10 protein-coding genes are annotated in these 12,702 nt (G+C 72.2%); 7 read left to right on the top strand and 3 right to left on the bottom strand.

Annotated features, from left to right (window positions below):
- Positions 1-106 precede the first annotated feature (106 nt).
- Positions 107-1,990 (bottom strand): helix-turn-helix domain-containing protein, encoded by a 1,884-nt coding sequence (locus ACGFI1_RS36380; protein WP_392791944.1) that lies wholly within the window; start codon positions 1,988-1,990, stop codon positions 107-109.
- Between the two features lie 11 nt (positions 1,991-2,001).
- The gene (locus ACGFI1_RS36375; protein WP_138639701.1) at positions 2,002-2,790 is read right to left on the bottom strand and encodes a 3-hydroxybutyrate dehydrogenase; all 789 of its coding nucleotides are present in this window, start codon (positions 2,788-2,790) and stop codon (positions 2,002-2,004) included.
- 178 nt (positions 2,791-2,968) lie between these two features.
- On the opposite strand from ACGFI1_RS36375, the gene ACGFI1_RS36370 reads away from it, so the two are divergent.
- Genes ACGFI1_RS36370 through ACGFI1_RS36355 form a run of 4 tightly spaced genes read left to right on the top strand, consistent with a single transcriptional unit; the run spans position 2,969 to position 8,424 of the window.
- Positions 2,969-3,919 (top strand): alpha/beta fold hydrolase, encoded by a 951-nt coding sequence (locus ACGFI1_RS36370; RefSeq protein WP_392791942.1) that lies wholly within the window; start codon positions 2,969-2,971, stop codon positions 3,917-3,919.
- A gap of 28 nt (positions 3,920-3,947) precedes the next feature.
- Positions 3,948-5,870, top strand: a complete 1,923-nt coding sequence (locus ACGFI1_RS36365) for a WD40 repeat domain-containing serine/threonine protein kinase (protein ID WP_392791940.1) — start codon at positions 3,948-3,950, stop codon at positions 5,868-5,870.
- Complete coding sequence (locus ACGFI1_RS36360; protein ID WP_392791937.1) at positions 5,870-7,663, top strand: WD40 repeat domain-containing serine/threonine protein kinase; 1,794 nt, start codon at positions 5,870-5,872, stop codon at positions 7,661-7,663. Before ACGFI1_RS36365 ends, ACGFI1_RS36360 begins: the two co-directional genes overlap by 1 nt.
- A gap of 53 nt (positions 7,664-7,716) precedes the next feature.
- Positions 7,717-8,424 (top strand): helix-turn-helix transcriptional regulator, encoded by a 708-nt coding sequence (locus tag ACGFI1_RS36355; protein ID WP_364550759.1) that lies wholly within the window; start codon positions 7,717-7,719, stop codon positions 8,422-8,424.
- Between the two features lie 17 nt (positions 8,425-8,441).
- Here ACGFI1_RS36355 and ACGFI1_RS36350 read toward each other — a convergent pair whose 3' ends face one another.
- A complete protein-coding gene (locus ACGFI1_RS36350) occupies positions 8,442-9,074 on the bottom strand; it encodes a TetR family transcriptional regulator (RefSeq protein WP_392791934.1) in 633 nt (210 codons plus the stop codon).
- 121 nt (positions 9,075-9,195) lie between these two features.
- On the opposite strand from ACGFI1_RS36350, the gene ACGFI1_RS36345 reads away from it, so the two are divergent.
- From ACGFI1_RS36345 to ACGFI1_RS36335, 3 genes are all read left to right on the top strand, one after another.
- A complete protein-coding gene (locus ACGFI1_RS36345) occupies positions 9,196-10,176 on the top strand; it encodes an aldo/keto reductase (RefSeq protein ID WP_392791930.1) in 981 nt (326 codons plus the stop codon).
- A 92-nt stretch (positions 10,177-10,268) separates the two neighbouring features.
- Positions 10,269-10,640: a VOC family protein gene (locus ACGFI1_RS36340; RefSeq protein ID WP_392791927.1), complete on the top strand. Its 372-nt coding sequence runs from the start codon at positions 10,269-10,271 to the stop codon at positions 10,638-10,640.
- A gap of 176 nt (positions 10,641-10,816) precedes the next feature.
- Complete coding sequence (locus tag ACGFI1_RS36335; protein ID WP_392791922.1) at positions 10,817-12,133, top strand: aspartyl protease family protein; 1,317 nt, start codon at positions 10,817-10,819, stop codon at positions 12,131-12,133.
- Positions 12,134-12,702 lie beyond the last annotated feature (569 nt).

Here is a 12,702-nt window from a genome sequence, read left to right as displayed (position 1 = left end):
CGCGCCCGCGCCCCGCCCGCGCGGCCGGCGCGCGCCCCCCCCCGCCCCCCCCCCCCCCCCCCCCCCCCCCCCCCCCCCCCCCCCGCCGTTTTCAGCGTGAGAGTTTTCAGCGTGAGAGGCGGTGCAGGCGCAGCGCCAGCTGGAGCTCCAGGGCGCGCTCGGGGGACTGCCAGTCCTCGCCGAGGAGGCGCGCGACGCGGTCGAGGCGCTGGCTCACGGTGTTGACGTGGATGTGCAGGCGCTCCGCCGTCCGCGACAGGTTCCCGCCGGTCCCGAAGTACGCCTCAAGGGTCTGGACGAGCGCTGTGCCGCGCCGCTCGTCGTAGTCGAGGACGGGCCCGAGCGCGCCCGCGAGGAAGCCCGTCACGTCCCGGTCGTCGCCGATGAGCAGGCCGACGAAGCCCAGCTCGGACGCGCCGGCGCCGTCGCCGCGGCGGCCGAGGGCGAGCAGCGCGTCGGCGCAGCGCTGCGCCTCCCGGTGCGCGGCCGCGACCTCCGCCGGCCCCCGCACCGGGCCGGCCGCGCCGACCGTCGCGGGGCCGCCGAGGGAGCCGCCCAGCTCCTTCGCCACCCGGCGCGCCGCGTCGCCGGGGCGGTCGCCCGGCAGCAGCAGCACGACCTCCTCCACCCGGGAGGCGGCGAGGCCGTGCTCGACGGCCGCGAAGGACGACGCCCAGAACGCCGCTCGCTGCCGGTGCTCGCGGGACTCGTACTTGGCGCACAGCACGACGTGCGGGGCGCTCAGGTCGACGTCCACGCGCCGGGCGCGGGCGGTCAGGGCCTCGACGCCGGTGCGGCGGCCGGAGAGCAGGTCGTCCAGCAGCTCGCCGCGCACCCGGCCCTCCGCCTCGGTGACGCTGCGCTGGAACAGCAGCAGGAGTGCGGTGACGAGCGCCGCGCGCTCTAGGATCCGCTGGTCGGCGTCGTCGACCTCGTCGGCCGTGCGCAGGACGAGCGTCCCGAGCATCTCGTCGCCGGTCGACACCGACGCGATCCACAGGTCACCGCGCCGGACCGTACGGCCCTGCGCGCGCGCAGAGTGCGCCGAGGCCGACACCCCGGACAGTTCCTCATCGCTGAGGCCGCCCGAGTCGATGCCCGTCGTCGCGAGCCGTCGGCCGTCCGCGTCCAGGACGTACAGGGTGCCGCCCAGCAGTTCGGTCACGACCGCGCCGACGTCTTCCACGCCACCGCCGCGCACGACGACGGCCGTCATACGGTCGTGCGCGCGCGCCGCCCGTTCCACGGCCGCGCTGCGTGCCTTGACCTCCTCGTTGGCGGCGCTCAGCTCCTCCAGGGCGGTCCTGGTCTCGTCCAAGAGGCGCGCGTTGTCGATGGCGATCGCGGCGTGCGCGGCCAGCGATCCGAGGAGCGCCACCTCTTCCTGGTCGAACGGACGCTCGCTGCGGTTCGCGGCCGTCAGCACGCCGATGACGCGGCTGCCCAGCCGCATCGGCACGCCCAGGATGGCGACCAGGCCCTCTTCAGCGACCGCGTCGTCGATGTAACCGCGATGCTGGAACTGCCCGTCACCCAGGTAGTGGGCGCTGTTGTACGGCATCGCCGTCTGCGCCACCAGGCCGACCAGTCCCGTGCCCATCGGCAGCCGCAGCCGCCGGAACGCCGCCGACACCGACCCGTCCGTCACCCGCATGTAGGTGTCGCCGCGCTCGTCGTCGTTCAGCGTCAGGTAGGCGATGTCGGCGCTCAGCAGCCGCCGGGCGCGCCGCGTGATCGCCTCCAGCACGGCGTCCAGGTCGCGCAGCCCGGCGAGGTCGCCGGCGGTGTCGAACAGCGCCGCCAGCTCCGCCTCCCGCCGGGCGTGCCGCCGCATGATCATCCTGACCCGGAGCGCCGCCAGCTTGGCCGCCTCCAGCTCCGCCAGGACGGCCGCCGGCGCGCCGTCCGCCCGCGCCTGGACGAGGGGCCCCTCGAACTCCACGGGGGACGCCTCGCGGGCCAGTAGTTCGAGGAAGTCGCCGCAGGACATACGGGCCATTGTCAATGGGCCGTCCAGCCACCGTCGAGGGCGAGGGACGCGCCGGTCACCATGGACGCCGGCGGCGAGCACAGGTAGGCGACGAGCTCCGCGACCTCCTCGGGCTCGATCAGCCGCTTCACGGCCGCGTGCTCAAGCAGCACCCGCTCGACGACCTCGCTCTCAGGGATGCCGTGCGCGCGCGCCTGGTCGGCTATCTGACCCTCCACCAGCGGGGTCCGGACGAAGGCCGGGTTCACGCAGTTGGACGTCACGCCGTACGCGGCACCCTCCAACGCGATCACCTTGGACAGCCCCTCAAGCCCGTGCTTGGCCGCCACATAGGCTGACTTGTAGGGCGAGGCACGCAGCCCGTGCACGGACGAGATGTTGACGATGCGTCCCCAGCCTCGCTCGTACATGCCGGGCAGGGCGTCCCGCACCAGCCGGAACGGCGCCTCCAGCATCAGCCGCAGGATCCGCGCGAACATCTCCGGCGGGAACTCGTGGACGGGAGCCACATGCTGGATGCCCGCGTTGTTGACCAGGATGTCGACATCGGCCGCCAGGCCGCCGATCGCGTCCACGTCCGCAAGGTCGGCGCACAGCGGGACGCCGCCGATCTCGGCCGCCGTCCGCTCCGCCGCCGCCCCGTCCATGTCGGCCACCACCACCGCGGCGCCCGCCGCGGCCAGCCGCCGCGCGCAGGCCCGGCCGATGCCGCCCGCGCCGCCGGTGACCAGTGCGCGCCGCCCCGCCAGATCCAGCGTCCCCGAACTCCCCGCGGCGGGCCGCGGTGTCACGCTCGTCATGCGCCGAACCTACGGAGCGCGACCCCTGCCGTCCCATGTGGCGCACGCACACAATCCACCGCCGGACGGTATGGACACGCCGCATCCACATTGTGTTCGCCGTCCGGCACGGCGGCCCGGAACGGGTGGGGCTACCGTTGGGCCCGCACGGTCCCGCCCACGCCGCGAGGGGTCATCGATGACCGAGATCACGCATCGTTTCGTCCAGTCCGAGAGCGGCCTGCGCATGCACGTCGCCGAGGCGGGCGAAGGGCCGCTCGTCCTGCTCCTGCACGGCTTCCCCGAATGCTGGTACTCCTGGCGGCACCAGCTCACCGCGCTCGCCGAGGCCGGGTTCCACGCCGTCGCCCCGGACCAGCGCGGCTACGCCCGCACCGGCGGCCCCGCCGAGGCGGACCAGTACACGATCCTGCACCTGGCGGGGGACGCGGTCGGGCTCATCGACGCCCTCGGCGCGGACCGGGCCGTCGTCGCAGGTCACGACTGGGGCGCGCCCGTCGCGTGGGCCGTCGCGCAGATGCGCCCCGACAAGGTGCGCGGCGTGATCGGCATGTCCGTCCCGCACCGGCCCCGCTCCAGCAGGCCGCCGGTCGAGTCGATGCGCCGCCTGTTCGGCGAGGGCTTCTACATGGTGCGCTTCCAGGAGCCGGCCGCCCCGGAGGCCGACCTCGACCGCGACCGGGCCGCCACGTTCCGCCGGATGCTGGTCGGGATGTCCGGCGACGGGGCCGCTCCCGCGCTGATCGCCCCCGAGGGCGGCGGCTTCCTCGACGTGATCCCCGAGCCGGAGAAGCTGCCCGGCTGGCTCACCGACGCCGACATCGCGACCTATGTCGAGGAGTACGCCGAGAGCGGCTTCACCGGGCCGGTCAACTGGTACCGCAACCTGGACCGCAACTGGGAGCTGACCACCGCCTGGCACCGCGCCCCCATCGGCCCTCCCGCGCTCTACATCGCGGGCGACCGCGACATCGTCGCCGTCGGCGCGCGGAACGTCATCGACTCCATGACCGACTTCGTGCCGAACCTCCGCGACACCGTCTGGCTGTCCGGATGCGGCCACTGGACGCAGCAGGAGCGTCCCGCCGAGGTCAACGAGGCGATGCTCGCGTTCCTCCGCGCCCTCTGAGCGCGCGCCGCCTGATACGGGAGTCCCCTTGGAAGCGCTGCGCGACGGCGACCCCCGCCAGATAGGCCCGTACCGGGTGGAGGGGCGGTTGGGCGCCGGAGGCATGGGCGAGGTGTTCCTCGGTGTCTCGCCGGGCGGCTGGCGCGTTGCGGTGAAGGTCATCCGTTCGGAGCACTCAGCGCGCCCTGAGTTCCGGGCGCGGTTCGCGCGCGAGGTCGAGGCGGCCCGCAAGGTGGGCGGCTTCTACACCGTGCAGGTGGTGGACGCCGATCCGGAGGCGCCCGAGCCCTGGATGGCGACGGCCTACATCCCAGGGGCGTCCCTGCGGGATGTCGCCCCGCTGCCTGCCGAGGAGGTCGCCCGGCTCGGTGCCGCGCTGGCCGAGGGGCTGGCGGCGATCCACGCGAGCGGGCTGGTCCACCGGGACCTCAAGCCCGGCAACGTGATCATGTCGCCGGACGGGCCGCGCATCATCGACTTCGGCATCGCCCGCGACGTCGGCGCGGGAACGCTCACCGCGGAAGGCGCGGTTCTCGGCACGTACGCCTACATGGCGCCCGAGCAGGTGCTGGGCGAGCCGTCCGGGCCGCCCGCCGACGTGTTCGCGCTGGGCTGCGTGCTGGCGTTCGCCGCGACCGGGCGCAGCCCGTTCGACGCCGCGACGATCCCGGCGATCGTGCACCGCGTCCTGCACGAGCCGCCCGTACTGGACGGGCTGGCGGAGGCGATGCGTCCGCTCGTGGCGTCCTGCCTGGCCAAGGCGGCGGTCGACCGTCCGTCCACCGACCGGATCATCGCCCACCTGGCCGACCCGGACGCCGTGCCACTCTCGACAACCCCGGCAGATCCGGACGCCGACCGCACAGTGGAGCGCGGCACGACGCCGTTCACCCGCGTGGCGGACGCCGTCCGGCCCGTCGCCGGGGTTCCGCGCCGGACGGTGCTGGGCGGCGCGATGGCGGCGACCGCCGCCGTTGCCGGGGTGCCCGCGTTCCTGCTGACCCGAGGCGGCGGGCAGCCCCAAGCGTCCGGCGATGCGATGCAGCCGCCCGCCATGACGCTCGCCAAGGACGGGCATCCGGTGGCGGACGTGGCGTTAAGCCCGAACGGCAAAATCCTGGTCTGCGGGACGCCGGGAGAGACGGTGTACCTGTGGGACCCTGCCGCAGGCCACGTCATCCACGAGTTGAGTACTCCCGCCGGCACGGCCGCAGTGGCCTTCAGCCCGGACGGCAGACTGCTGGCAACCGGCCACACGAACGCCACCGTCCGCCTGTGGGACGTGGAGTCGGCGGACACACGCCCGCCCCGCCCTCTCCGGACGCTCCATGCCAAGGACGTTAAGGTCAGCGCCCTCGCGTTCAGCCCGGACGGCCGTGTCCTCGCCGGGCCTGGTCGGCTCTGGGACGCCGCAACGGGAGACGTCCTGGGCGACCTCTCCGGCGCTGAGGGCGTGAACGACGTGGTGTTCAGCCGGGACGGTCGCCGGGTCATGGCCGGAATGGACGGTTTCCAAGGCCGCGCTGAGCCCGGCTCCGTCCGGGTATGGGACGCGCGTACTCGCACGTTGGTCGCCCATGCGGCTGACCAGGGAAGGAAGACGAGTTCACTGGCCATCACCCCGGACGGCCGGACTCTCGTCACCGCAGGGGGCGGCGCCGCGATCCGGCTGTGGGACGCCGCCCGAATCCGCATCACAGGCGTCCTCGACTCCGACCGCGCCGGGGTCGTCACAGAGGTGGCGGTCAGCGCGGACGGCGCGGTGCTGGCCGCCGCCGGTGCCGACCTCACGATCCGGCTGTGGGACCTGGCGACTCGCCGGGTGACCGCCACCCTCGCCGCGTCCGGCGGGCCGATCAGAGGACTCGCGCTCTCCCCGGACGGCCGGACGGCGGCGGGCGGCAGCGAACGTCGCGGGCAAACCGCCGTGAACCTGTGGAGCCTGCGCTGATGGATCCCCTGCGCGACGCCGACCCCCGCCAGATAGGCCCGTACCGGCTGGAAGGACGGTTGGGTGCGGGAGGCATGGGCGAGGTGTTCCTCGGAGTGTCCCCGGGCGGTCGGCGCGTCGCGGTCAAGGTCATTCGCTCCGAGCATCTGGCGCGCCCGGAGTTCCGGGTGCGGTTCGCGCGCGAGGTCGAGGCCGCCCGCAAGGTGGGCGGCTTCTACACCGCCCAAGTGGTGGACGCCGACCCGGAGGCGCCCGAGCCGTGGATGGCGACCGCCTACATTCCCGGCCCGTCCCTGCGCGAGGCGGCACCGCTGGACGTCGCCGCCGTCCGCGCACTCGGTGCCGCGCTGGCCGAGGGGCTGGCGGCGATCCACGCGAACGGTCTCGTGCACCGGGACCTCAAACCCGGCAACGTCATCATGTCGCCGGACGGGCCGCGCATCATCGACTTCGGCATCGCCCGTGCGGCCGGCGCCACCGCGCTGACGTCCACCGGCGCGGTCGTCGGCACGTACGCGTTCATGTCGCCCGAGCAGGTCCGCGCGGACACGGCGGGCCCGGCGTCGGACGTGTTCTCCCTCGGCTGCGTCCTGGCGTTCGCCGCGACCGGGCGCGGGCCGTTCGACGCCGCCAACGTGCCGGGGATCGTCCACCGGATCGTCAGCGCCCCGCCCGACCTGACCGGCGTGCCCGCCGAACTGCGGCCCGCGATCGAGGCGTGCCTGGCCAAGGAACCGGAGCGGCGGCCGTCTCCCGCCGAGGCGGCCCGACTGCTGGCGGACGCGCCGCCGCCCGGCCGGACGGGACGCCGTACCGTCCTCGCCGGGGGAGCGGCGGCGGGCGTCGCGGCCGTCCTCGGCGTCCCCGCGCTGCTGTGGCGGTGGAGCGGGGAGGACGCCCCGCCCCTGAAGAACCCCCGTCCGGTCGTGCTCGCCGGTGGCCCGGTCGCGACGTTCCAGCTCGCGTTCACCCCGGACTCGGCGACGCTGGTCTGCGCGGGGACCGGGCAGATCTGGCGGTGGAGCGTCGAGACCGGCCGAGGATCCGCGCACGAATTGGGCGACGAGGGCGCCGACCAGCTCACCGCCCTCAGCGGGGACGGCCGGCTGGCGGCGACCCTGCGCGGGACGGCCCCGATCCAGCTCTGGGACGCGGCCACCGGCGCCCGCGTCCGGACGATCATGCCCGAGGGCAGGACGTTCACCAAGGCGCTCAGCGCGGACGGCCGGACCCTGGCGACCGTCGGAGCCAACGGCATCGAACTCTGGGACACCGCGACCGGGCGCCGCACCGGCGCCTTCACACCGCGGAGCGGCGGCACCCTGCGGCTGGCGTTCGACGCGGCCGGCGACAGGATCGCCGCCATCGGCAGCCGCGGCGACATCCAGGTCCACGACCTGCGGGCGCACCGGGACATCACCACGGCCGGACGGGTCAACGTGCTCTTCACGTTCGCCCCGGACGGGCGTACCGCCGCAACAGACGTCGTAGACGACACGGACAAATGGATGATCCGGCTCCTCGACGTGCAGACCGGGAAGCAGCGCCGCGCCCTGCAAGGACACGAGGGAACCGTCCAGGCCCTGGCCTTCAGCCCCGACGGCCGCATCCTGGCCAGCGCTGCCCAGGACGCGACCATCCGGCTCTGGGACACCCGCAACGGCGACCAGTTCATGTCCCTCGACTGGGAGAGGTCGGACGGCACGACCCTCGCCTTCAGCCGCGACGGCCGCCTGCTCGCCGCCGGAGCAGGCAGCTCCAACGGAAAGGTGAGCCTCTGGCGCTTCACCTAGCGCCCTGTTACGAGTCTCCCGGAAATGTCGGACCCGGCGCGTACGTTCGGCGCGTGAACCGCACCGACCGCTTGTACGCCATGGTGGAGGAGTTGCGCGCCTGCGCGCCGCGCCGCCTCGCCGCGCGCGAACTGGCCGCGCGGTACGAGGTGAGCGTCCGGACGATCGAGCGCGACATCAGCGCGCTCCAGCAGGCCGGCGTGCCGATCTTCGCGGACGTCGGCCGGGGCGGCGGCTACACCCTCGACAAGAGCCGGACGCTGCCGCCGCTCAACTTCACCCCCGCCGAGGCCGTCGCCGTCGCGATCACCCTCTCCCGGGCGGGCGGCTCACCGTACTCCCGCGCCGCCCGCACCGCCCTGCACAAGATCGTCGCGGCGATGTCGGCGGACGACGGCGCTTCGGCCCGCGAGCTGGCCGCCCGCATCCGCTTCATGGCCCCCGCCGGGAACGACGACCCGGCGTCCGTGCCGGCCGTGCTGGAGGAGGCCGTCCTGGCCCGCCGGGTGGTCCGCCTCACCTATGTCGACCGGGCGGGCACCGAGACCGAGCGCGACGTCGAGCCCGTCACGTTCACCGCGTCCGGCAAGGGCTGGTACCTGACCGCGTGGTGCCGGATGCGGGGCGGCTGCCGGGTGTTCCGCACCGACCGCGTCCGCCGCGCCGCCCTCCTGGAGGAGACCGCCCCCGACCGCAGCACCGAGGCCATGCACAGCGACATCCCCGCCGACTACGTCGTCCGCCCCCTGGAGTTCGTCTGAGCTCCGGCTGAAAGCGGTCAGGAGCGGGGCTTCGGCGGGAAGATCGCGCTGACGGCGCGGATCACCGCGGCGCGGCGTGCGGCGAGCGCGGGGTCCGCGGCGGCCTGGTCGGCGACGGCGGCCAGTGTGGCCTGGTCGAGCCAGGTATGGGCGAGCTGGGAGACCACCGCCATGACGTCGAGCGGATCCCACGAGGCATCCAGGTCGCCGGCCTCCTGCGCGCGACGGATGGTAGCGATCTTGCCGAGGATGGCGTCCCGATAGGGGCTGTCCACGGGTGCGGATGCAGAGGCGGAGGCGGGGGCGGAGGCGGGGGCGGGGGCGGAGGCGGGGGCCAGTTCCAGACGTCCCCACGCGATGAACCGGTACCGGTCGGGGTGCGCGGTGAAGTAGTCGAACAGCTGACCCGCGTAGTCGGGCAGATCGGCCGGATCGAGATGGACGGCGTCGGCCGCGGCGGCGAGTTCGGCGGCGGCCACGTGCTCGTACAGTTTCTCCTTGCTGCGGAAGTAGGCGTAGATGCGTTCCTTGCTGGTGCGGGCGGCCTTGGCGATCCGGTCGACGCGCGCGCCGGCGATCCCGTACCGGGCGAACTCGTCGCGAGCGGCGGCGACGATCCGGGCGTGGGTCGAGTCGGCGGTGCTGGCCATGCCCTCAGCCTAGCCAACCGAACCGTTCGGTTTGATTCGCCGGGACGAGTGAGTACTGTGATTGGGAGTCATACCGAACGGTTCGGTTCGTTCTATGCGGTCACGACAGGGAGGGTTGGTCATGCAGAAGCGCACTCTGGGCCGCCAAGGGCTGGTCACCTCGGCGATCGGCTACGGCACGATGGGCCTGACGATGGCCTACGGCCCCGGCGACGAGCAGGAGGGGATCGCCGCCATCCGGCGCGCCCACGAGCTGGGCGTCACCTTCTTCGACACCGCCGAGCTCTACGGCCTGGGCACCGGCTCCAACGAAATACTGGTCGGCAGGGCGGTCAAGGACTTCCGCGACGAGGTCGTCTTGGCGACCAAGTTCGGCTTCGACCTGTCGTCCGGGAGGGTCTCCGGCCTCAACAGCCGCCCGGACAACATCCGCAAGGTCGCCGACAACAGCCTGCGCTACCTGGGCGTCGACCACATTGACGTGCTCTACCAGCACCGCGTCGACCCGAACGTCCCGATCGAGGACGTCGCCGGCACTGTCAAGGAGCTGATCGAGGCGGGCAAGGTGAAGTACTTCGGGCTGAGCGAGGCGGGCCCGCAGACCATCCGCCGCGCCCACGCCGTCCAGCCCGTCTCCGTCCTCCAGACCGAGTACTCGCTGTTCGAGCGCGACGTGGAGCAGCTGTTCCCGGTGCTGCGCGAACTCGGCATCGGGTTCGTGTCGTACTCCCCGCTGGGACGCGGCTTCATCACCGGTACCGCCAAGCCCGCCGGATCCTACGACCCGACCGACATGCGCAACCACGACGCCCGCTGGCAGCCGGGCAACTTCGAGAAGAACCTGGCGGCCGTCCAGCAGCTCACCGAGCTTGCCGCCGCCAAGGACGCGACGGTCTCGCAGCTGGCGCTGGCCTGGGTCCTGGCCCAGGGCGACGACATCGTCCCCATCCCCGGCACCCGCAGCCCCGCGCGGGTCGAAGAGAACAATGCCGCCGCCGACCTCACCCTCACCCAGGACGACTTGGACGCCATCGCCCAGATCCTGCCGACCGGCGGCTTCGGAGCCCGCTACGCCGAAAAGTCCCTTCCCATCTGGATCTGAGCCCTCCTGGAATCCACCTGACAACCCCGACACAGGGTTGTCGCGCCCTCCGTCCACCCTCGGTTCCACAACACTGACATGGAGGACACATCATGGGCATCCCCGCGTACAACACCGTCGCCTGGTTCCAGATCGGCACCGACACGCCCGACGAGGCCCGCCGCTTCTACGGCGACATGTTCGGCTGGCGCTTCGGGGACGACTCGGCCGACACGGGCTACGAGCTGATCACCTACCCGGGCGGTCAGGCCCCGAGCGGCGGCCTGACCGCCCAAGGCGGCCCGCATGCCGTGTTCTTCGTCCTGGTCGAGGACGTGGACGCCACCTGCGCCGAGGCCGAGCAGCGCGGTGGCAAGGTCACTGTGCCCCCGGTGACCGCCCAGAGCGGCCTACGCTTCGCCCACCTGGAGGACCCGTCGGGCAACCGCTTCGGCATCTTCAAGGAGCCGACCGCCCGACCGTGAGCCGGTCGCGGCGGCGTCCCTCACCGCAGCCACGGGACGTATCGCGGACGTATTGAAAAGCGCATACGCCACCGCAACAGTCTCCCGTCTTCCCTGGAGGCGCGGACCGCAGCAGCAGTCCGCGCCGGGGGACACGTGCCCCGGTCCCCAGAGGTGAGCGCAAAAAGGAGAAGGCCGTGGCCGCTGACGGAAAATGGGACCGGCGCGAACTGCTGCGAGGCGCGGTCGTGGCGGCGGGCGCCGCCGCGACCGCGCCGCTGCTCGGCACGGCGGGCACGGCACACGCCGATGGCGGCGGTGCGGACGCGTTGTTCAAGGCCGGGAAATTCGAGCAGGCCGGCCGCGCGTACGAGCAGATCCTGAGAACAGACCCCGCGAACCTGCACGCGGCGCGCCAGCGCGGCTATGTCGGGCTACTGGCCAACAAGTTCCCCGACGCGGAGAAGTACCTCACGATGGCCTTCGAACTAGCGCCCGACGACAAGGAGACCAACTGGCTGCTGGGCGACTGCTACATCCGGCAGGACAAGCTCTCCCTCTCCGTGCCACGCTGGCGAGCAGCCGGCGAGAAGGGCTACGCCGAATGGTTCGCGGCGGTCCGCGGCAAGCCGTATCAGATTCACGGCGACATCGGCCGCGTGCCATGGCTGCAGATGGACCCGGTGCCCCTGGTGCATGCCTCGCTCAACGGCGGCCCGCCGAAGCGCTTCACGTTCTACACCGGCGCTCCGAACCTGAGCCTGACCGCGACGGCGGCCAAGGAAGCCGGGCTGAGCCACGTCTACAAGGAGAAAAGCGAGTTCGAAGGCGTCACCATTTGGGTGTACTACGGGGTGCTGGACTCCCTCAAGTTGGGCGGCATCGAACTCCGAAACGTACCCGTTGGATGGTCGTCAACGGAATCGGGCGAAGACGTCGGCACCGGCAGCGACGGAATGATCGGCACGTGGGTCTTCTACCACCTGCTGACCACCTTCGACTATGCAGGCCGGTCGCTGATCCTGCGTCGTCCGACCCCGGAAGCGGCCAGAAAGGTACGCGCGGACGCCGCACGGGCGGGCGTCAAGCCGCTGCCGATATGGCTGTCCCGTGACCATGACGTCAGCAGCATCGGCAGCATCGTCGACTCCGGCCCCCGGGTAATGGGCGTGAACTTCGGCGGAGACAGCGGCGCAACTGTCGCAGGCATGCCCGGCGAAGTGGCCGAGCAGTTGGGCATCCGCACCGACTACGACCGCCCGTTTGAGACTTTCGCCCACAGCCATGCGACCACGACCTACCCCTGCTACCCAAAGGAGATCCGCCTCGGCGACGCCGTCGCCAAGGAGGTCTTCTGCGAAATGGACCCGAACATGCCGGTCAACGTCCCGTGGCCCTACGGGCCGGGGTTCGACGCGATCGGCCACTTCGCCCACTGCTTCTTCAAGCCCTTCAACGTCACGCTCGACTTCACCCGAATGAACCTCTATATCGCCCGCGGCAAAGCCACCTGACCGCAGCAGTAAGTAAGCCGGGACGGTCGACGACGTGAGTGGCCACGGCGGCGTCCGCGCAGAGCGGCGACGACCTAACCGTGGCCGACCGCAGCGCAATGTCCCCGTCCCTCCAGGTGATCATCGCGAGCAGCCCGCCCGTCGCCGACGTGGAAAACGCCCAGTGCCACCCACCTCACCGATGCCAGGCGGGCGGAGAGGGCGGTGAAGTGCTGGCGAGTGAGGTCTCGGCTGTGGGCTCTCGCCGTCGCGGATGCCGAAAGGGGCGTGGAGGCCAGCGGCCTAAGTGCCGTCGCACGCCTGGTGCGAACGCGTCTGAAACGCAGCGTATCCCTGCCCGACCACTCACTCCTGGGCGACGAGGTACCGTCGGCACGGACGAGCATTCCCGCCAAGCGGACTGGGGTGAAGATTGCAGCACTTGCCCCCTAAGGTCCGGCTTCGAGATGCGTTTCACTGTCCTTGGTGATTGTGGCGATGGTGCCGCCGTGGCAACCACTCGCATGTAGTGTTCCGGCATACGGCTGGAAATGCCGAGAATCGGATCCTCAGCCCTTTAGGCGGCTGGC

Source organism: Actinomadura geliboluensis, assembly GCF_043197915.1.
GTDB lineage: Bacteria > Actinomycetota > Actinomycetes > Streptosporangiales > Streptosporangiaceae > Spirillospora > Spirillospora geliboluensis.
Note: the sequence above shows the minus strand (reverse complement) of the source record. Positions and strands in the feature narration are given on the sequence as shown.